The sequence below is a fragment of the Xanthomonas sp. A1809 genome, assembly GCF_017746015.1.
In the GTDB taxonomy this organism is placed as follows: Bacteria; Pseudomonadota; Gammaproteobacteria; order Xanthomonadales; family Xanthomonadaceae; genus Xanthomonas; species Xanthomonas euvesicatoria.
This window is the reverse complement of sequence record NZ_JAGHWZ010000014.1, coordinates 471-22117: the sequence shown is the minus strand read 5'-3', so window position 1 is coordinate 22117 and position 21647 is coordinate 471. Positions and strand designations below refer to the sequence as shown.

Genomic DNA, 21647 nt, shown 5'->3' with positions numbered 1-21647 from the left:
GCGCCTGAGTGAATGCGCGCCGCTTGCGCATGATGGTGAGGAAAGTCTTCGCTTGCAAGCGCTATGGGTCGAGCACGCGCGTGCGTGCAGATGACAACTTGTTGCGACCGCTGCCGCTCGGTGCGCTGCTGCACCGCCAGTTGCGGTGCGTTAATGTTTCGTTTAAGAATTGGGAAGGACCGCAGGGCACGGGGGCGTGCGGACACTCAAGAATCCTTCTGGAGAGAGAAAGGATGAAGCGTCTGATTGGCCCCCGTCGGTCATGCCTGGCCGTGCAGTTGTCGTTGTGTCTGATTCCCACACTGGCCTGGGCGCAACAGCCCGAGGCCGCACCGAACACGCGCACGCTCGACAGCGTGCAGGTCACCGGCACGCGCATCAAGACCGCGGAATTGCAGGGCCAGGTACCGATCCAGACGCTCAATCGTGCCGATATCGAACGCACCGGCCTGACCTCCATCGGCGAAGTGCTGCAGGAGCTCACCGCGTCCGGTTCGGCGCTCAATGCCAAGTTCAATTCGTCCGGCAACTTCGGCTTTCCGCCCGATGGCAGTGGCGTGGGTGCAGGCTCGGCGCAGGTGGATCTGCGCCATCTCGGTTCCAAGCGTGTGCTGGTGTTGGTGGATGGTATTCGTTGGGTCAACGAATCCTCCGCCTCCGGCGTGGGTTCGTCCACCGATCTCAACACCATTCCGTTGGCGATCGTCGAGCGCATCGAAGTGCTCGAAGACGGCGCCTCGTCGCTGTACGGCTCGGATGCGATCGCCGGTGTGGTCAACATCATCACCCGTCGCACGTTCGACGGTGCGCAGGTCACGCTCAACTACGGGCAGTACGGCAAGGGCGATGGCGCCAACCAGGGCATGGATCTGGCCTGGGGTAAAAGCGGAGAGGATTTCAGCCTGTTTTTGGGCGCCAGCTACGTCAAACAGGATCCGATCTATGCGCGCGATCGTGCGCAGGCCCGCTTCCCGATTCCTGGCACCGGGCTGACCTTCGCCAGCTCGGCAACGCCGGATGGCCGCTTCCAGTTCGTCGATCCCAACACCGGCGTGCGCCAGAACCTCACGCCCAATGCCGGCGTGGGCACACCGCAATACGATGGCAGCGGCGGTTGCACGCGCAGCGACGACTATCACTGCTTCGGCACCGCAGACCGCTACAATTTTGCCGAGCAGAACCTGTTGCTGACGCCGTCCGAGCGCAAGGGCGTGTTTGCACAGTTCCGCTATTACTTCAACGACGACGTGCAGTGGTACGTCAAGGCGTTGGGCAACCGGCGCGAATCGACCAACCAGGCCGCACCGGAGCCCATCTTCCTCGGGCCCGATGCCGGTACCGGCAACCCGCTGGCCGACAACATCGTGATCTCCGCGCGCAACCCGTTCAACCCGTTCGGATTCGATCTGGATTCGGCCACCAATCTGATCCAGATCGGTCGCAGGCCGGTGGAAGGCGGGCCGCGGCGTTACGAGCAACAGGTCGATACCCAATATTTCGGCACCGGCCTGGTCGGCACGTTCGAAGGCGCAGGGCGGACCTGGTTCTGGGACGTCAACGGCATGTACAGCAAGAACAAGGCCGAGCAGACCAACTACGGCAGCTACAACCTCTACAACATCAACCTGGCGCTGGGCGACCCGGCTGCCTGCGCGGCCGTGGCCGGCTGCGTGCCGCTGGATATCTTCAGCGGTGCCGGCAGCATCACGCCGGAGATGTTGCGCTGGATCCAACCGGTGGTGCGCGACCGCAGCCAGAACGAATTGAGCCTGTTCACCGCCAATCTCAGCAGCGAGTTGTTCCAGTTGCCCGGCGGTGCGGTGTCGTTCGCCAGCGGTTACGAATACCGCAAGTACGAAGGCTCTTATCGGCCCGATCCGCTCACCGTGGCCGGGCGTTACAACGGCGTGCCCTCCTTGCCCACGGCAGGCAGCTACGACGTCAACGAAGCCTATCTCGAACTCAATATTCCGATCTTCGCCAACTCGGCATTGGGCGACAAACTGGATCTGAATATCGCCGGGCGCTATTCGGACTATTCGACATTCGGTGGCGAATTCACGCCCAAGTACGGCCTGCGTTGGCAGGTCACCGATGAGTTCGTGTTGCGCACCAGTTATGCCGAAGGCTTCCGGGCGCCCACCATCGGCGAGCTGTTTGGTTCGGCGGCGCGTGCGGACCTGCAGTTGTCGGACCCGTGCTCGATCGGTCTGGGCGGTACGGCGCCGCGCGGCAGTGCGGCCAACTGCGCAGCACTCGGTGTGCCTGCCGGTTATCAGCAGGCCAACCAGCAGATCTCGGTCACCACCGGCGGTAACGCGCAACTCGATCCGGAGCGTTCGCGCAGTTTCAGTGCGGGCTTCGTCTTCAGCCCGGGATTTGCGAGCGATGCCAGCTGGTCCGACCGCCTCGACCTGGAGGTGACCTTCTATCGCCATCATGTGGATGGCGCGATCCAGGCGATCAATGCGCAGACGCAGCTGGATCTGTGCGTGGATACGCTGGATGCGTTGTACTGCGATGGCATCGGGCGGGCATCCACCGGCGGCATCAACGCCTTCAATAACCGCTTGACCAACCTGGGCTCGATCAAGACCGACGGCTGGGACGTGGATCTATTCTGGACCTTGCCGCAAACCGCATTCGGGCGCTTCAAGCTATCGTGGCAGAACACCTTGGTAGGCCGCTACGAGGCGCTGGGTGCGGCGGGTCAGCGACAGCCGCAAGGGCCGGGCATCGAGGTGGTGGACAGCGCAATTCCGGAGTGGACCAGCAACGCGGTATTGGATTGGTCGCTGGGTAACTGGACGGCTTCGTGGACTGCGCGGCACATTTCCAAGCTCACCGAGCAGTGCGGTGACGCGGTGGAGTTTGCGGTGTGTTCGGATCCGTCGGTGGGAACCAACCGCTTGGATGCGATCACCTATCACGACGCGCAGGTGGGCTATCGCATCGATTGGCTCAAGGGCCTGCAACTCACGGCCGGCTTGAACAACGTCTTCGACAAGGATCCGCCGATCTGCCTGTCGTGCTCCCTCAATGGTTACGACGCATCCACCTACGATATTCCCGGCGGACGCTTCTGGTATGCGCGTGTGGATTTGAAGTTCTAGTCCAACAGCGCCTGGCTGGTGCGATGCGTTGGCGAAAGGGCATTGGCGCTGCGGCTTTCCTGCAGGGCCCTTGCCCGCCCACCATCGCAGGACACGCCGCAAGTACGTCCTTGTAGGCTCCTTGGCGGCATCCATGCCGCCAAGGGTTCCGCGACGGTGGGCGGGCAAGGACCAGTCGAGCTGGTCGGTGCGCATGTCTGCAATCGAGACATGACGGACATGCTGATGTAACGGTTGGTCCCGCAAGCGGCGAGGGCACTACGCCCTCGATACGCTAGCAGCTGATCAACCGCTTCAGATCTTCGCGCGCTGCTCGCGCAGGCCGGTGAGCTGCGTGGTCCAGTCGTTCAAGCGCGCACGCTCTTGTTCGACCACGGCGGCCGGTGCGTTCTGCACGAAGGTGGCGCTGCCGAGTTTGCCGTTGCACTTGGCGATCTCGCCTTCCACGCGCTTGATTTCCTTGTCCAGGCGAGTGCGTTCGGCATCCATGTCGACCAGGCCTTCCAATGGCACCAGCAGCGTGAGTTCGCCGACGATGGCGGCGGCCGACGGCGGTGTGTCCTGGCCAGCGTCCAGCCAGTCGATGCGTTCGAGCTTGAGCAGGAACGACAGCTGCGAGGCGAAGCGGGCAACGCGCGGGCGGTCGTCGGCAGTGCCGGCCTGCAGCAGCAGGCGCACCTGCTTGGACGGTGGCACGTTCAATTCGCTGCGCACGCGACGCAGCGCCGACACCATCGACTTGAGCCATTCGACATCGGCTTCAGCGGTGGCATAGCTGCTGGTGTCGACATCGCCGGGCTGCGGGAAGCTCTGCAACGAGATCGTCGCAGTGGTGATGCCCAGGCGCGGCGCGACCTGCTGCCACAACTCTTCGGTGACGAACGGGGTGAGCGGGTGCAACAGGCGCAGCAACGACTCCAGCACATACAGCAGCGTGTGGCGCGTGCTGGCGGCCGCGTCGGCGTCCTGGTTGTTGAGCGCCGGCTTGGCCAGCTCCACGAACCAGTCGCAGAACGCGTTCCAGGCGAATTCGTACAACGACTGCGCGAGCAGGTCGAAGCGATAGTTGGCGTAATGCGCGTGGGTTTCTGCGGTGGCCTTGTCCAGGCGCGCCAAAATCCACTTTTCCGCTTCGGTGCGCGGCTGCGGCACGCCGGTAAAGCGTGCGCCTTCGGTGTTCATCAACACGAAGCGCGTGGCGTTCCACAGCTTGTTGCAGAAGTTCTTGTAGCCCTCGGCGCGGCCCAGATCGAACTTGATGTCGCGGCCATGCGTGGCCAGCGCGGCGATGGTGAAGCGCAGCGCATCGGCACCGTGGGCGATGATGCCGTCCGGGAATTCCTTGCGCGTGGCTTTTTCGATCTTCTCGGCCATGCGCGGCTGCATCAGGCCATGGGTGCGCTTGGCGACCAGATCCTCGATGCTGATGCCGTCGATGATATCCAGCGGATCGAGCACGTTGCCCTTGGACTTGGACATCTTCTGGCCTTGCGCATCGCGAATCAGGCCGGTGATGTAGACATCGCGGAACGGCACCTGGCCGGTGAAGCTGTCGGTGGCCATGATCATGCGCGCCACCCAGAAGAAGATGATGTCGAAGCCGGTCACCAGCACGCTTGAAGGCAGATAACGCTCGAAGCCGCGCTCGGCCATCGCCTGCGCATCCGGCCAGCCCAGCGTGGAGAACGGCCACAGCTGCGAGGAGAACCAGGTTTCCAGCACGTCGCTGTCCTGGTGCAGCGCAATCTCCGCACCCAGGCCATGTTTGGCGCGCACCTGCGCTTCGTCATGGCCCACGTAGCACTTGCCGGCCTCGTCGAACCACGCCGGAATGCGATGGCCCCACCACAGCTGGCGGCTGATGCACCAATCCTGGATGTTCTCCATCCAGTGGCGATAGGTGTTGATCCAGTTCGGCGGCACGAACTTGATCTGGCCGCTTTCGACCAGCTCCAGGCCGCGCCTGGCCAGCGCGTCCATCTTCACGAACCACTGGTCGGTGAGGTAGGGCTCGATGACCTGGCCGGTGCGATCGCCGCGCGGCACCTGCAGCTTGTGTGGCTTGGTTTCGACCAATACGCCCAGGTCTTCCAGTTCCGACAGCACCAGCTTGCGTGCGTCATAACGATCCAGGCCGCGATAGCGCTCCGGCGCATTCTCGTTGATGGTGGCGGTGACGGTGAACAGATTGATCAGCGGCAGGTCATGTCGCACGCCCACCTGGTAATCGTTGAAGTCATGCGCCGGCGTGACCTTGACCACGCCGGTGCCGAAGGCGCGGTCGACGTAATCGTCGGTGATCACCGGCACGTGCCGGCCGGTCAGCGGCAACACGATGCGGGCGTCATGCAGCGTGAGATAACGCGCATCGTCCGGGTGCACCATCACCGCGGTATCGCCCAGCATGGTTTCCGGGCGCGTGGTGGCCACCACCAGATAATCGCGGGTTTCGCGCAGCGTCTCGTTGCCGTCGGCATCGTGCTCGACGTGTTCGTAGCTGACGCCATCGGCCAGCGGGTAACGGATCGACCACAGGAAGCCGTCTTCTTCGACGTTTTCCACTTCCAGATCCGAGATCGCGGTCTTCAGCACCGGGTCCCAGTTGACCAGGCGCTGGCCGCGGTAGATCAGGCCTTGCTCGTACCAGCGCACGAACGCTTCGTTGACTGCGGCCGATGGCTGCGGGTCCATGGTGAAGGTGCTGCGCGACCAATCGCTGGAGGTGCCCAGCCGGCGCATCTGGCGCTCGATGGTGTCGCCGGATTCGGCCTTCCACTCCCACACCTTGGCGATGAAGCCCTCGCGCCCCAGCGAATCGCGTGTTTGTCCCTTGCCTTCCAGCGCCAGATTGCGCGAGACCACCATCTCGGTGGCGATCCCGGCATGGTCGGTGCCCACCTGCCACAAGGTGTCGTAACCGCGCATGCGGTGATAGCGCACCAACGCATCCATCAGCGTCTGCTGAAACGCATGGCCCATGTGCAGCGTGCCGGTGACATTGGGCGGCGGCAGCAACACGGTGTACGGCTCACCCTTGCCGGACGGCACGAAATAACCGGCTGCCTCCCACTGCGCGTACAGGCGCGATTCGAAGGAAGAGGGGTCGTAGCTGGAGGCGAGGGTGGTCATAGGGGCGCCGGGATTCGTTGTTCGGGATTCGGGATTGGTTGCGTCATGGGGCCGGCGAGAGTCACCGGCAATCCACTCGTCAACGTCGGTGTTCGTGCTGCGGAGCGAAGATCGGCTGTCTGAGGTTGGATGCAGTCGTTGGAGACGCAAGATCTGCTTTACGAATCCCCAATCCCAACTCCCCAATCCCCGCCGCACTCACATGTCGTACTTGGTCAGTTCCAGGCCCAGGGCCTTGTACTGTTTCCAGCGTTCGCGCAGCGGTTCGCGGGCAGCGGGGTCGGCCGGCACCACTTCGAGCACGCGGTCGCAGGCGCCCAGATAGGGGTCGTCGCGCAGGTTGATCACCAGCGGGCGCGAGGGGGCGGCGAACTCCGGGGCGGCAATCAGCACCGGGGCCAGTTCGTCTTCCTCATCGGTGCCGGCAATCTGGTGCGGCACGTAGGCTTCGTCGTCGAACGCCCACAGCAGGTCGTCCAGCGCCTCGGCCTGCTGCGTATCGCGGGCCAGGATCAAGGTGGGCAGGTTGGCGTCGTTGGCCTTGCGCGCCAGCTCGCAGACCAGCCGCAGCGGTTCGTTGAGGAAGCGCGGCTTGGCGATCAGGTAGAAGTCGGCACGGGGCATCAGGCGGTCACAAAGCGGGAGGAGAGCAACAATTCGGTGGTCATGCCGGCGGCCACGAACAGGGCCGCACAGCCAAGCACGGCCAACAGCAGGCCGCCGAATGCGCGCAGGCGGCGCCCGGGCGGGCGAGAACGGTACAGGTACACCGGCAGGAACAGCACGGCCAAGGCCACGATGCCGATATTCATCCAGGCCGGCCGGCGGTAGCCAAGCCGGCGGCTGTCGGCCGCCAGCCACACAAACAACAGCAACAGCTGCACGACGATCCAGAGCAGATCGATGCCAGGGCTGGTCCAGCCCGGCACCGCGCTGGCGGCTCCATTCACGACGGAGAAGCCAGCGATGAGCGCCAGTGCAGCGCGCGGCGACATCAGGCGGCGCGATCCAGCAACCACTGGGTCAGCAGACCGACCGGGCGACCGGTTGCCATGCCGCGCTTGCCTTCGTCGCTGGCCACGCCGGCGATGTCCAGGTGCGCCCAGCGCTGGTTCTCGGTGAAGCGCGACAGGAAGCAGCCGGCGGTGATGGCGCCGCCCCAGCGGCCGCCGATGTTGTAGACGTCGGCGAAGGTGGAATCCAGCAGGCCCTGGTATTCGTCCCACAGCGGCAGGCGCCAGGCGCGGTCGAACACGTGCTCGCCGGCGGCCAGCAGTTCGTTGGCCAGGTCGTCGTGCTTGCTCATCAGCCCGGCGGTCTGGTGACCCAGCGCGACCATGCAGGCGCCGGTCAGCGTGGCCACGTCCACCAGCGCCTCGGGATTGAAGCGCTCGGCGTAGGTCAGTGCATCGCACAGGATCAGGCGGCCTTCGGCATCGGTATTGCCGACTTCGATGGTCTTGCCGGACATGCTGGTGATCACGTCCGACGGGCGGTACGCGTTGCCGTCGATGGCGTTCTCGACCGCCGGCACCACCACCACCAGGTTGATCGGCAGCTCGGCCTTGACCGTGGCCACGAAGGTGCCGATGACGTTGGCGCCACCGCACATGTCGTACTTCATTTCCTCGATGCCGCCCTGCGTCTTGAGGTTGACGCCGCCGGTATCGAAGGTGATGCCCTTGCCGACCAGCACGTACGGGCGCGCGTCGCCGCCGCCGTTCCACTTCAGCACGATCAGGCGCGGGCGGTTGGCCGAGCCGCGTGCCACCGACAGCAGCGAGCCCATGCCCAGCGCTTCCATCTGCGCCTCGTCCAGGATCTCGGCTTCGGCACCCGGGAACTTGCCGGCAAATGCGGCGGCGGTCTCGGCCAGGTAGGCCGGGGTGCAGTAGTTCGGCGGCAGGTTGCCCAGCTCGCGGGCGAATTCCACGCCTTCGGCGGTAGCCACGCCCACGGCGAGCGCGCGGGCGTCGTTGCCGGCAATCGCCAGGGTGGTCAGGCCGGTCTCGTCCACCTTCTTCTTGCCCAGTGTGGCGGTGTAGCGGTAGGCGGCATGGTCGCTGACGGTCACCGCCTGGCGGATGTTCCAGGCCGCATCGCGGGCCTTGACGCTGAGTTCGGTCAGGGTGAGCAGGGCGGTGCCGACCGCGCCGGTCTTCAGCGCGCGGGTCGCATCGCCGACGGCCTTGAGGTAGGGCGCCACGCCGAACTTGCCGGCTTCGCCCAGGCCGACCACCAGCACGCGCGGCGCGGTGACGCCGGGCAGGTCGTGCAGCAGCGTGGTGCTGCCGGTCTTGCTGGCCACGTCGCCGCGCGCGACCAAGGCCGTCAAGCGACCCTGACTGGCGCTGTCCAGCGCCTGGGCAGCGGGCGAAAGGGTCTTGTCGGCGAACACGCCAACCACGATGCAGTCGACGGCAGCGCTTGCCGGCGCGTCTTGGTTCAGGGTGAATTGCAGGGCCATTGATCAGATTCCGTAGGCAAATCCGTACAATCGCGGGCTGTTTACGCCAACCGGACTAGGCTGGCGGCGCCGCGAACGAATCCGAGAGTTTAAAACAAGCCCACCCCATGCCGAAGCTCGATCGATACCTGCTTAGCGATTTCACCCAGAGCTTCCTGGCCACCTTGATCGTGCTGCTGGTCGTCAGCGTCGGCGGCGTGCTGGTGGATATCCTCGGCAATATCGCCGACGGCCGCATCCCGGCGCGCTTGCTGCTGTCGCAGGTAGGGCTGCAATTCGTGGCGTATCTGCCCATCATCCTGCCGCTGGCCTTGATGCTGGGCCTGCTGCTGGCACTGGCGCGGCTGTACCGCGATTCAGAAATGGCCGTCATTACCGCCATTGGCGTGGGCCCCAGGCGCATGCTGCGGCCGATGCTGATGCTGGTGGTGCCGGTGGTGGTGGTCATCGGGTTGTGCTCGCTGTGGCTGGGCCCCTGGGCGAGCCGTACCGCCGAGGCGATGCTGGAAGATGCCAACCGCAGCGTGCTGATGGCCGGCCTGGAGTCGGGCCAGTTCACGCCGTTGTCCGGCGGCGGGGTGGTCTACCTGCAAACGATCTCTGCCGACGGCAAGGGCCTGGGCAAGGTCTTCATGCAGCGCCAGCAGAACGACCGCATCGATGTGGTCACCGCCGACCGCGGCGCGATGTTCTTCGAAGGCAAGACCGACCGTTACCTGCGCCTGGACGATGGCTACCGCACCGAGGGCCCGGCGAGCGGCGCGACCCTGGACTACCGCTTGATGAAGTTCGCCAGCAGCGATATCGCCTTGCCAGACCGCACCCGCGTGCACGATGCCAACGACCCCGAAGTGATGTGGACCACCCAGCTGCTGTCCGACGAGCGCCCTGCCGCGCGCGCCCAGCTGCATGAGCGCCTGGCGCCGCCGTTGCTGGCACTGGCGTTTGCCTTGCTCACCTTGCCGTTGTCGCGCAGTGCGCCGCGGCAACAGCGTTATGGCCGGATCATGCTGGCGTTTCTGGCCTACATGGTGGGCACCAATCTGATGATCGTCGGCACCCAGTGGATCGCCAATGGCAAGACTCCGGCGGCGCTGGGCCTGTGGTGGTTGACGCTGCCGCTGCTGGCCGTGGCGGTGTGGGCGTATGCGCGCGATGGCCGCGTGCGTCGGCCGGGGGCGCGCGCATGAAGCTGACGCCGCGGGTCCACGATTGGTATGTCGGTCGCGTGGTGCTGTTCACCGTGCTGCTGACCTGGGCGGTGCTGCTGGGGCTGGATCTGGTCAACGCCTTCGCCAGCGAAGCCAAGAACATCGGTCAGGGCAGCTACACCTTCGGGCACGCGGTGGCTTACGTGGCCTACACCGTGCCGCGCCGGGCCTATACCTTGTTCCCGACTGCCGCGGTGATTGGCGCGCTGATGGGCCTGGGCCAGTTGGCCGCCACCTCCGAGCTGACGGCGCTGCGCGCGCTGGGTGTGTCGCGCAAGCGCATGTCCGCCTCGGTCGTCGCAGCGATGGCGCTGCTGACCGCCAGCATGGTGATCAGTGGCGAAACCATCGGGCCGTGGGCACAGAATCAGGCCGACACGCTCAAGGCCAGTGCCCGCTTCAACAGCGATATGGCGTCTTCGCGCTACGCCGGGCTGTGGGCACGCGAGGGCGACACCTTCCTCAATGCATTGAGCGGTGAAGAGAAGCTGCTCGATGGCGGTGGCACTGCACTGGATCTGCACGATGTGCGGCTCTACCACCTTGATCCCAGTGGCAGGATGCAGCAGTTGACCTACGCCTCGTTGGCCGAACACCGCGACGGCCGCTGGACCCTGCGTCAGGTCCGTCGCGACACCTTCCAGGAACGCTCGGTGCAGCGCGAAACCTTTCCCGAATTGCCGTGGCAGTCGCAACTGAATCCTGCCGCGCTGGCCGCTGGCCTGGCCAAGCCGCGCAATCTTTCTGCGCACGATCTGGAGCAGAGCATCGAATACCGTCGCCGCAATGGATTGGACGCGCGCGATTACGAAGATCAGTACTGGAGCCGGTGGTTCTATCCGCTCAACGTGCTGGCGCTGTGCATGGCGGCAATCCCGTTCTCGTTCGGCTCGCTGCGCAGCGGTGGCCTGGGCAAGCGCCTGTTCCTGGGCATCCTGTTCGCGCTGGGTTTCTGGCTGCTGCAGCTGTTCTTCGGCCGCATGGCCGGCGCGCTCAAGCTGGATTACCGCATTGCCTATGCGCTGCCGCCCATGGTGATGCTGGGTGTGTCGGCGTGGTTGTTCCGCAGGCGTAGTAGCTGAGCGCATGCGGCGGGTAAGCGTGTTGGGTGTGGCGCTCTGCCTGCTGCATCTGGCGGCGGCTGCTTTTTGCGTGTGGGGAGCGCTCAGCGCTCAGGGCGATCCCAAGGGCCACTTCGTTCTGCTGCAATTGCCGTTGACGCCTCAGCTGATCGCACTGGATGCTCTCCACGCGGATGCCTGGTTGACCAACATGCCTTGGGCGACAAGTTATGCGTTGTTGGTTCCGCCATTTCTGGCAGTGCTGTATGCAGTTGGGCATGCGTTTCAGTGGCTGATTGCTCGCGCCTTCTTGGCCGCCAAATAAGCCGCAGCCTGGCTTGGTCACTGCCGCCGGCCCCATCCCACTCCAGGTGCAAGTCGCATGCATGGAACATGCCGGAGCCTCTGGATATGGGGGTGATGGACTGCCGACCTGACCTGATTACTTCAATGGCCTGGCAATCCGTTCCAGCCGTGTGTGACTCGCACGGTCGTGCCAGGTCAGCCGGTCGCGATCCAGCCACGCCCACCAGAACCCCAGCCCGCCCAGCGCCAGCGACAAGGTGCCGACGGCATAGCGGATCCATAGCGCACGCCATGACACCCGTGGGTCGATCAAGCGCAGCCGCCAGGGGCGCATGCCCAGCGTCTGCCCGCCGCGGCGCCAACTCACGGTGGCGTAGATACCTGCGGCGATCCAGCAGCACAGCCACAACAGCCATTGCCAGCCGCTGAAAGGCGCGATGTTTTCGCGCGCGGGGTGCCCGGCGAGCGTAAAGCCCAGCGTGAACACGGTGGAGATCAGCATCGACAGCGCCAGCACCGGCCAGGCGTCGTAGCACAACGCCAGCAGCCGCCAGCCCACCAGGGCAGGGGGGCGCGCAATGCGAGGCGAAGGGATCGAGGTCATGGCGCGAGCATAACGGTCGCCAAGCACGGCGCAACGCCGCGCTGCAGTAGCCGCGCTCTGGTGCCTGCGCGCGCTGACGCACGCCACGCATCGAACGGCGATCAACCGCATCCTGGCGCGACGGCTGGTGCGCAGACGCGGCGTGTTCAATCGGGCGCATGCCCATGCCGGGACCTACCGGCCATGGCGGCGCTGGCGTCGCGATCCGGGTCGCCTTTGCGCCTGCGGCCGACGCGTGCTGATCAGGCAGAACAATGACGCGCACATCTACCGCCCCGCGCGCGCAGGCAACACACCTACCGGCAACCCACGCGCATTGGCGCTCAAAACGCGCGCCGCGTTTTATGCTGTGGCGATGTCTGCCAGCAGCCCCGCCGAACGCCGCCAACTTGCCCGCCAGCTGCCACCGGTGCAGGCGGCCGATGCCAGCGTGATCGAGCGTTTCCTCGACCGGTTCTGGGCCGAGCAAGGCGTGGCGCGGCAGACCCTGGAGAGTTATCGGCGCGACCTGGAAGGGCTGGCGCGTTGGCGCGACGGCGCACATGGTGGCTTGCTCGGCATCGACCGTGCCGCCCTGTTCGACTATCTGCGCTGGCGTACCCAGGCCAATTATTCCCCGCGCAGCACGGCGCGGCTGTTGTCGACCTTGCGTGCGTTCTACGGGCTGTGCCTGCGCGATGGCGTGCGCAGCGACGACCCCACCGCCCTGATCGACCCGCCGCAACTGCCACGCTCGCTGCCCAAGGCCTTGACCGAAAGTCAGATCGAGGCCTTGCTGGCTGCGCCGGACGTTGACACCCCGGCAGGCCTGCGCGATCGCGCCATGCTGGAGTTGATGTACGCCGCGGGCCTGCGTGTGAGCGAGCTGGTCAACCTGCCGGCAGTGGGGGTGAACCTGCGCCAGGGCGTGCTGCGGGTGACCGGCAAGGGCAGCAAGGACCGGCTGGTGCCGCTGGGCGAGGAGTCCCAGCATTGGCTGGAGCGTTACCTGCGCGAGGCGCGCCCGCTGCTGGCCGCGAACACGCCGGTGGCGGCGGTGGACGGGCAGGTGCCATTGTTCATCGACGCCGCGCGTCAGCCGCTCAGCCGACAGCAGTTCTGGGCGTTGGTCAAACGCTATGCAGCGGTCGCGGGTATCGACCCGGACACGGTCAGCCCGCACGGGCTGCGCCACAGCTTTGCCACCCATCTGCTCAACCACGGCGCCGACTTGCGCGCGTTGCAGATGCTGCTGGGCCACAGCTCGTTGTCGACCACCCAGATCTACACGCTGGTGGCGCGCCAGCATCTGCAGAAACTGCACGCCAGCCATCATCCGCGCGGTTAGTCGGCGCATGCGTGCCGGCGACGCACCTGTCGCGGTTGCGGCAGAACTGCCAACAGGTCATCGCCGCGCTGGCGGCCGCACCAACAACGCCAGCCGACGTTGCTGGGGGGCTCGCCAGACACGCTCGGCGGCTCCGGCGGCGTTGCCGGTCAGGCTGGCATCGGCTGGCGTGACCTCCTGGTTGTCATACCTCGAGCTGACTCTCAGCGCCGGACGTCACGCGGCGGTGCACTCCAGGAAACAATCAGAGCGGGGGACGACGCTTACGGGCACCTTCAAGGCGCCTTGCGACGGCGAAAGTGCCCAGCCCGCCGCCAGACCCGGCAAGCCACGCTCCGTATTGCGTCTGTCCAGCAGGTGCAGCAACGGGGTGCCTGTAGCGTTCACAATCTGTCGCGGCCGCGGCCAGGCTTCATCTGCGCTGTGCGAGAATCTGGGCACCTCATTCCATCTGGATGCGTGAATGTATCGTCTTGCCATCGCCGCGCTGCTGGGCGCGATCAGCCTTACCGCCTGCGCACAATCCTCGCAGCCTGCGGCAAGCACTGCCGGCGCCAAGCCCGCCGCCGCGCCCGCCGCCACCGGCACGGTGGACCAGCGCGTGAGCACGGCGCTCAAGGCGCTGGACCCGGATTTCAAGCCCGATTACATCGGTGCCGCGCCGTTCCCCGGCTTCCGCGAAGTGGTCGTCGGCGGGCAGGTGCTATACGTCAGCGACGACGGCCGTTACCTGATCCAGGCGCAGCCATTCGACATCCAGAACAAGCAGTTCGCCGCCAGCCCGGGCTTGCTGGCCTACCGCCGCAAGCAGCTTGACACCGTGCCCAAGGCCGACCGCATCGTGTTCGCCCCGGCCAACCCGAAGTACACCGTCACCGTCTTCACCGATGTGGAATGCGGTTACTGCCGCAAGTTGCATAGCGAGATCGGCGAGCTCAACAAGCAGGGCATCGCGGTGGAATACCTCGCGTTCCCGCGCATGGGCCTGGGCAGCCAGGACCACAAGGAAATGATTGCGGTGTGGTGCGCTGCCGATCGCAAGCAGGCGCTCACCGCTGCCAAGTCGGGTCAGCCGGTCGCCTCCAAGGACTGCAAGAACCCGGTGTCGATGGAATACAACCTGGGCCAGCGCCTGGGCGTCAACGGAACGCCGGCGATCTTCGCGCCCGACGGCACCCAGCTCGGTGGCTACCTGCCGCCGGCGCAGTTGCGTGAGGCGCTGGAAAAGCGTGCCGTGAGCACGGCAGGCGGCAGCCGCTGAGGCCGTCTCGGCTCTGATCATCGTGGCGTCGCCGATGGCGACGTTGCGGTGGTCGCTTGCGCAATGACAAGGGCCCAGGTGCGACCGCATCCGGGCCTTTGCCGTTTCTGAGGGGTGGCCGCCATCTGGCCGCCTCCTTCATGCTGGCCGGCGCCACTCTCTGGCACGGAAGCGGCGACAACGCTCCCGCCCGACGATTCCCCATTCCCGATTCCCGATTCCCGGCCATCGCACGCCCGGTCCGGCGTCGATCCATCAGCTCCGTTACAATCTGCAGCCCCGTTTCTGACACGGTTCCCCGGACATGATGGTCCTCGAGGGCGCTTCCGCCCTTTCGCCGTTCCGCCGCGCTCGGCTCGAAACCCGCCTGCAAACCCTCGTTCCCGCGCTGCGTCTCACTGGCGCCTGGCACGTGTACTTCATCCGTGCCGAGGCCGGGCAGTCGCCCGACCAGGCCACCTTGCAGCGGATCCTGCAGGCCAACGCCGCGCCCGCCGCGCGCGATGCCGATGCCTCCTCGCGCTACGTGGTGCCGCGCCTGGGCACCTTGTCGCCGTGGTCGAGCAAGGCCACCGAGCTGGTGCGCGGGGCCGGGCAGCCGATCCAGCGCGTGGAGCGCGGCACCCGCATCGACCTGGCCGGCTGGCCGGACGACGCAGCCGCCCAGGCCGCCGTGGCCAAACTGCTGCACGACCCGATGACGCAATCGCTGCTCGGGTCGGCCGCTGCCGCCGAAGCGCTGTTCAACGTGCCCGACCCGGGCCAGTTGCAGCGCGTGCCGCTGGATGGGCTGGAGCAGGCCAACCGCGACCTGGGCCTGGCGCTGGCGCAGGACGAGATCGACTACCTGCGCGAACGTTTCGGCGCGCTGGGCCGCGACCCGGCCGACGTCGAACTGATGATGTTCGCCCAGGCCAACTCCGAGCATTGCCGGCACAAGATCTTCAATGCCAGCTGGACCATCGACGGCAAGCCGCAGGAGCGCTCGCTGTTCCGGATGATCAAGCACACCCATCAGCAGACCCCGCAGCACACCTTGTCGGCCTATAGCGACAACGCGGCGGTGGTGGAAGGCGTGCCGGCCGCGCGCTATCGCCCGGATCCGGCCACCGGCCAATACCGCAGCGAAGCGGTGCTGCCGTCGGCGTTTGCGATCAAGGTGGAAACGCATAACCACCCGACCGCGATCGCACCGTTCCCCGGCGCGGCCACCGGTGCCGGCGGCGAAATTCGCGACGAAGGCGCCACCGGGCGTGGCGGCAAGCCCAAGGCCGGGCTGACCGGGTTTTCGGTCTCGCACCTGCGCATTCCGACCCTGCCGCAGCCGTGGGAAGCGCCGCGCGCGCTGAACCCGCGCATGGCGCCGGCGCTGGACATCATGCTCGACGGCCCGCTGGGCGGCGCCGCGTTCAACAACGAATTCGGTCGCCCGAACCTGCTCGGCTATTTCCGCAGCTTCGAGCTGGCCGAAGGCCAGGGCCTGACCCGCGCCTACGACAAGCCGATCATGCTGGCCGGTGGCCTGGGCGCGATCGATCGCAACCAGGTGGAAAAGCTGCGCCTGCAGCCGGGCGATGCGGTGATCGTGCTCGGCGGCCCGGCGATGCTGATCGGCCTGGGCGGCGGTGCGGCCAGTTCGGTGGCGGCCGGCGACAGCGCCGAGGCGCTGGATTTCGCCAGCGTGCAACGCGAAAACCCGGAAATGGAACGTCGCTGCCAGGAGGTCATCGACCGCTGCGTGGCACTGGGCGTGGACAACCCGATCCGCTGGTTCCACGACGTGGGCGCGGGTGGTTTGTCCAACGCCATCCCCGAGCTGCTGCACGATTCGGGCGTGGGCGGCATCATCGACCTGGGCCGCGTGCTCACCGACGACCCCTCGCTGTCGCCGCTGGAATTGTGGTGCAACGAATCGCAGGAGCGCTACGTGCTCGGCGTGCCGCAGGCGCGCCTTGAAGAATTCGCCGCCATCTGCGCCCGCGAACGCTGCCCGTTCGCCGCCGTCGGCGTGGCGACAGCCGAGGAGCGGCTGGTGGTGGGCTATGGCGTCCTGGACGCCGGGAATCGGGAATCGGGAGTCGGGAGTCGTAACGGCACGCTTGTGGCTGCCGACACCGCTTCACACCATTCCCCATTCCCGACTCGCGATTCCCAGCTCCCGATCGATCTGCCCATGGACGTGCTCTTCGGCAAGGCGCCGAAGATGCATCGCGATGCCGCGCATCCGGCCGCTCCCAGGTGGCCGGTGCTGCAGACCGCGTCGCTGGACCTGCAGCAGGCCGGTTTGCGCGTGCTGGCGCATCCCACCGTGGCGTCCAAGAGCTTTCTGGTCACCATCGGCGACCGCAGCGTGGGCGGGCTGACCGCACGCGAGCAGATGATCGGCCCGTGGCAGCTGCCGCTGGCCGATTGCGCGATCACACTCGCCGGTTTCGACACCTTCGAAGGCGAAGCGATGTCGATCGGCGAACGCACCCCGCTGGCGCTGTTGAATGCCGCCGCATCCGCGCGCATGGCCGTGGGCGAAGCCATCACCAACCTGTGCGCGGCACCGGTGCAGCGGCTGGACAGCATCAAGCTTTCGGCGAACTGGATGGCCGCCGCCGGCCACAGCGGCGAAGACGCGTTGCTGTACGACGCGGTGCGCGCCATCGGCATGGAGTTGTGCCCGGCGCTGGAGCTGAGCATTCCGGTGGGCAAGGATTCGCTGTCGATGCAGTCGCAGTGGCAGGTCGGGAATGGAGAGTCGGGAATCGGGAATGGTGAAACGCCAGAGCCCTCCGCTTTCACCATTCCCGATTCTCCATTCCCTATTCCAGGTGGAACGCTGAAAAGCGTTTCGCCGGTCTCGTTGATCATCAGTGCGTTCGCGCCGGTGACCGATGTGCGCACGCAGCTGACCCCGTTGCTGCGCAGCGGTGAAGACAGCGAGCTGTGGTTGATCGGGCTGGGGGGCGGCAAGCAGCGGCTGGGCGGGTCGGTGCTGGCGCAGGTCTATGCCGACGACACTGCGCTGCCGGCATTCGGTGGCGAGGTGCCGGATCTGGACGATGCGCAGCGTCTGCGCAGTTTCTTCGAATTGATCCGCGACGCGCGCGAGGCCGGGCTGTTGCTGGCGTATCACGATCGCAGCGATGGCGGTGCGTTTGCTGCGTTGTGCGAGATGGCGTTTGCGTCGCGGCAGGGCCTGGATATCACGCTGGATGCGTGGGGCGACGATGCGTTCCGCAGCCTGTTCAACGAAGAACTGGGTGCGGTGGTGCAGATCGCCAGCGAGGACCGCGCCGCGTTCGCCGATCTGGTCGAGCGGCATGCGCTGACCGAGTGCGCGCAGCGCATCGCACGCCCCACCGGCGCGCCGCGCATCCGCGTGAGCGGGCAGGGCCGCGTGCTGGCCGAGTGGCGCTGGGAAGAGTTGTTCGACGCCTGGTGGTCGGTGACCCATGCGATGCAGAAGCTGCGCGACAACCCGGACAGCGCCGATGAGGAGCGCGCGCTGGCACGCGATTTCAAGGCGCCAGGCCTGCGTCCGAAGCTGGTGTTCGACCCTTCCGACGATGTGGCGGCGCCGTTCGTGGCCACCGGTACGCGGCCCAAGGTGGCGATCCTGCGCGAGCAGGGCGTCAACGGGCAGATCGAGATGGCCTACAACTTCGAGCGCGCCGGTTTCCGTCCCTACGACGTGCACATGAGCGACCTGATCGAGGGCCGCGTGAATCTGGGCGAGTTCGTGGGCTTTGCGGCGTGCGGCGGTTTCAGCTACGGCGACGTGCTGGGCGCCGGCCGCGGCTGGGCGACATCCATCCTGGAACGCTCGGCGTTGCGCGATGCGTTCGCCGCGTTCTTTGCACGCAGCGATACGTTCGCGCTGGGTGTGTGCAACGGGTGCCAGATGCTCAGCCAGCTCAAGGACATCATTCCCGGTGCCGAGCATTGGCCGCGCTTTTTGCGCAATCGCAGCGAGCAGTTCGAGGCGCGCACCGCGCTGCTGGAAGTGGTGGAGTCGCCGTCGATCTTCCTGCGCGGCATGGCGGGCTCGCGGATTCCGGTGGCGGTGGCGCACGGCGAAGGCCGCGCAGCGTTCGATAGCGCCGTGGACCAGGCCGCTGCACGCGTGGCGCTGCGTTACATCGATGGCGATGGTGCGGTGGCCTCGCAGTACCCGCTCAATCCGAACGGTTCCCCGGACGGCATCACCGGGCTGACCAGCAGCGACGGCCGCGTCACCATCCTGATGCCGCACCCGGAGCGTACGCCACGCAGCGCAAACCTCAGCTGGCACCCGGCTGGCTGGGGCGACGACTCGCCGTGGCTGCGGATGTTCCGCAACGCGCGGGTGTGGTGCGGTTGATGGCGTGCGGCTGATCGGCAGCCGCTGACGCATGATCCGACGGCCGTGTGCAGCGATGCACACGGCCGTTGTCGTTTTGGCAGGCGCGCTGAATCTGCAATTGGAATCGGTTGCAGGCTCGTCGCGCGCTGCCGCTACTACTCCATTGCGCGGTGCCCATTGCAGACCCATGCGTGGTTGCCGGCCTCGCCAGCATCGGGCACACGCGACCGGTGGCGCGTGTGGCGCGCTCGAATCAGGCGATGGAGCGGCTCGATGACGATGGTCGCGCGATTACCCACATGCGCCTCGGAATTCTTTCGAGACTATTTTTGTGGTGGCAGCGAAGATGGGACTAAATAATTAATCGGCACCTGGTCATTTTGAAATAACTAACAAAAGTATTAGTTATTTATTTCGCATGACTGATTGCGTGCTATGTGTGACGGAAATCGCATTTGAAAGTTGGTTTTTTCAATAAATTCATCCGGCGTTATCGATCTTTCGATCTCCGCATCTTCTTATTTACTGTGTTGAATCTTTCGCGGTGGAAAACTCCATCGCTGAAGCAAGCGCGCGCGAATATAAAACCTCAGGGGGACCGTGCGATCTGTTCGTGCGGTGGTCGGTTTTTTACACACCAGACCAAAATGGGGAGTTAGGCGTTAATGAAGCGAATTTATCTGGAGGCTGGTCGCGAGTCTTGTGCTCACGACCAAACGGTGACGCGTGCTCGCACGGTGGGAAATACGCAGGGGAGACTGCCGCGCGACCATGCCGGCGGAGTGCTGGCCACGGCAATGGTGATCGTGTTGTTCGGCATGGCCGGGGCGGCCTGCGCCACGACCACGCCGGCGGCAGCGACCACGCAGTGCCAGGTGATCGATGGCAGGCGACAGTGCCCGGGCGAGGCGGGCACGGTGGCTCAGGTCGCTACTGCAGGAGCCAACGACAGCGCCACGCAAGTGGCAGCAATATCCGCCGCCGATGCGCAGATCCCGGCATTCGCGGACGGCGAGGATGCGCTGGCATTGGGCAATGCGAGCAATGCGCTAGGCGATGGAACCATGGCATTGGGCGGTGGAAGCCTGGCCTTGGACCGCGACGCGACCGCGATCGGTCATAACGCTGCGGCCGCGGGAGAATCGGCGATTGCAATTGGCGGCGTGACGACCGTGTTTGATTACGATGCCAACGGCTTCGTCATTGGCCAACGCGAACAGGCCACGCAGGCCTCAGGTGTGGGCGCCACGGCTGTGGGCGGTGGTGCGGTAGCGGGAACGCCGTATGCCAGCGCCATCGGCAGCGGCGCCAGCGCCAGTGGCGTGCAGAGCACGGCGCTGGGGTATCGCGCACAGACTTCCAGCGACGGTGCCACCGCCGTGGGCGGGCTTTCCAGCGCCAGTGGCTTTCTTTCCACTGCCGGCGGTTATTCCTCGCGCGCCAGCGCAGACACCTCGACCGCATTCGGTTACAGGGCGCGAAGCGACGGTGCCAGTAGCGTCGCAGTTGGCGACACCGCGTTGGCCAGCGGAGCACAGAGCGTTGTCGTAGGCGGCGTCAGCAACTTCGGCTCGATTACCGCAGCGACCGGTCTTGGCGGCATTGCGCTGGGCTCGGGTGCGCAAAGCCAATCCGATTATGCGATTGCCATTGGCTACGATTCCAACGTGTTTCCGAATGCGCCCGGCAATACCGATGCGGTGGCGATCGGGCACAGCGCCGGGTCGTTCGCACCACGCACCGTGTCATTGGGCGGCTTTGCCCTGGCGTCCGGCGATGGCGGCATTTCGATCGGACATGGCAGCACCGCTTACAACGAAAATAGCGTAGCGTTAGGCGCGCGTGCGATGACCTCGCAGTTCAATGGCGACAGCACCGTCATTGGTGCGGACGCGCAGGCCAACGGCGTGGATGCCGTGGCGATCGGTTACGGCGCGAAGGTGGGATCCTGGGTCGACGATGCCTGGAATCGTTCGGCATCCAGCGCGGTTGCGCTGGGTGCGCACTCCTATGCGTTTCGCAGCAATACGGTGTCGGTCGGCGATGTGCAAGCCGGCTTGACGCGCCAGATCACCAGCGTTGCAGCCGGTACCGAAGCCACCGATGCGGTGAATGTGGCCCAGCTCGATACGGTGCGCGCCGCCACGTCACGCATCGATGGCTATCTGGCAGTGACGCCGGCCACCACGGACGCAGCGGCGGCATCTGCGCAGGGACAGGGCGCCATGGCACTGGGTGGCGCAAGCAGCGCGCTTGGCGCATCTGCCACCGCGGTGGGCTTCAATGCCACCAGCGTTGGCCAGGGTAGTGCTGCGTTGGGTAGCCTTGCGGTTGCTGCCGGCGAGCGCAGCGTGGCGGTTGCCTCCGGCAGCCGTGCCGCGGCCACCGGTGCCAGCGCGATAGGGGCGGACAGCAGCGCCAGCGGCGTGAACAGCACTGCGATGGGCCGGCAGACCAATTCCATCGGCGAAAACGGCGTTGCGCTGGGCTACAACGCCTTCGTCCGCGAAAGCGGCAGCAATGCCGTGGCACTGGGCGCGAATGCCGGTGCCAACGGCGCCGATTCGGTGGCTCTGGGCTCGGGCTCGCGCACCTACGATGCCAATACGGTGTCGGTGGGCAGCGGCAACGGCCGCGGCGGCCCGGCCACGCGCCGTATCGTCAATGTGGGTGCCGGCACGATTGCCAGTGCCAGCACCGATGCGATCAATGGCGGCCAGTTGTTCCAGTCGTTGAGCAATGCGGCCAGCTTCCTCGGCGGCGGTGCGGCGATCGGTGCGCAAGGCGTATTTGTTGCGCCGACCTACGTGATCCAGGGGGCCAGCTACAACAATG

At 65.8% G+C, this 21647-nt stretch carries 13 protein-coding genes and 1 pseudogene; 9 read left to right on the top strand and 5 right to left on the bottom strand.

Annotated elements, in window-relative coordinates; translation table 11 throughout:
- Positions 1-233 precede the first annotated feature (233 nt).
- On the top strand, positions 234-3113 hold the full coding sequence (locus J7396_RS17115; protein ID WP_071117239.1) for a TonB-dependent receptor: 2880 nt from the start codon (positions 234-236) through the stop codon (positions 3111-3113).
- Positions 3114-3407: 294 nt separating this feature from the next.
- On the opposite strand, the gene J7396_RS17110 is transcribed toward J7396_RS17115, so the two are convergent.
- From J7396_RS17110 to J7396_RS17095, 4 genes are all read right to left on the bottom strand, one after another.
- A complete protein-coding gene (locus J7396_RS17110; protein ID WP_209261792.1) occupies positions 3408-6242 on the bottom strand; it encodes a valine--tRNA ligase in 2835 nt (944 codons plus the stop codon).
- 198 nt (positions 6243-6440) lie between these two features.
- The gene (locus tag J7396_RS17105) at positions 6441-6866 is read right to left on the bottom strand and encodes a DNA polymerase III subunit chi (protein WP_008571796.1); all 426 of its coding nucleotides are present in this window, start codon (positions 6864-6866) and stop codon (positions 6441-6443) included.
- A complete protein-coding gene (locus J7396_RS17100; RefSeq protein ID WP_014091064.1) occupies positions 6866-7192 on the bottom strand; it encodes a hypothetical protein in 327 nt (108 codons plus the stop codon). The genes J7396_RS17105 and J7396_RS17100 overlap by 1 nt, the downstream gene beginning before the upstream one ends.
- Positions 7193-7236: 44 nt before the next feature.
- Positions 7237-8709, bottom strand: coding sequence for a leucyl aminopeptidase (locus J7396_RS17095; protein ID WP_008571794.1), 1473 nt, complete (start codon positions 8707-8709; stop codon positions 7237-7239).
- Between the two features lie 107 nt (positions 8710-8816).
- Here J7396_RS17095 and lptF point away from each other — a divergent pair, with 107 nt between their 5' ends.
- The 3 genes from lptF to J7396_RS17080 are packed head-to-tail and all read left to right on the top strand — an operon-like array spanning position 8817 to position 11306.
- Positions 8817-9899 carry an LPS export ABC transporter permease LptF gene (gene lptF / locus J7396_RS17090; RefSeq protein ID WP_008571793.1) on the top strand — a complete coding sequence of 361 codons (1083 nt, stop codon included), beginning with the start codon at positions 8817-8819 and terminating at the stop codon, positions 9897-9899.
- Positions 9896-11002, top strand: a complete 1107-nt coding sequence (gene lptG / locus J7396_RS17085; protein WP_209261791.1) for an LPS export ABC transporter permease LptG — start codon at positions 9896-9898, stop codon at positions 11000-11002. The genes lptF and lptG overlap by 4 nt, the downstream gene beginning before the upstream one ends.
- Positions 11003-11006: 4 nt before the next feature.
- A complete protein-coding gene (locus J7396_RS17080) occupies positions 11007-11306 on the top strand; it encodes a hypothetical protein (RefSeq protein WP_008571790.1) in 300 nt (99 codons plus the stop codon).
- Between the two features lie 117 nt (positions 11307-11423).
- Here J7396_RS17080 and J7396_RS17075 read toward each other — a convergent pair whose 3' ends face one another.
- On the bottom strand, positions 11424-11891 hold the full coding sequence (locus J7396_RS17075) for an RDD family protein (RefSeq protein ID WP_008571789.1): 468 nt from the start codon (positions 11889-11891) through the stop codon (positions 11424-11426).
- A 355-nt stretch (positions 11892-12246) separates the two neighbouring features.
- Between J7396_RS17075 and xerD the strand changes: the two genes are divergently transcribed.
- The 5 genes and pseudogenes from xerD to J7396_RS17055 all read left to right on the top strand — a co-directional run.
- A complete protein-coding gene (gene xerD / locus J7396_RS17070; protein ID WP_057680834.1) occupies positions 12247-13218 on the top strand; it encodes a site-specific tyrosine recombinase XerD in 972 nt (323 codons plus the stop codon).
- Positions 13219-13225: 7 nt separating this feature from the next.
- Positions 13226-13455: pseudogene (locus J7396_RS22630) on the top strand (hypothetical protein); the annotation flags it as partial.
- Positions 13456-13681: 226 nt separating this feature from the next.
- On the top strand, positions 13682-14479 hold the full coding sequence (locus tag J7396_RS17065; protein WP_008571787.1) for a DsbC family protein: 798 nt from the start codon (positions 13682-13684) through the stop codon (positions 14477-14479).
- Positions 14480-14783: 304 nt separating this feature from the next.
- Entirely contained in the window at positions 14784-18830 is a 4047-nt protein-coding gene (gene purL, locus J7396_RS17060; RefSeq protein WP_209261790.1) for a phosphoribosylformylglycinamidine synthase, read from the top strand.
- 647 nt (positions 18831-19477) lie between these two features.
- On the top strand, positions 19478-21647 hold a 2170-nt coding region (locus tag J7396_RS17055; RefSeq protein ID WP_209261789.1), incomplete at its 3' end, for an adhesin.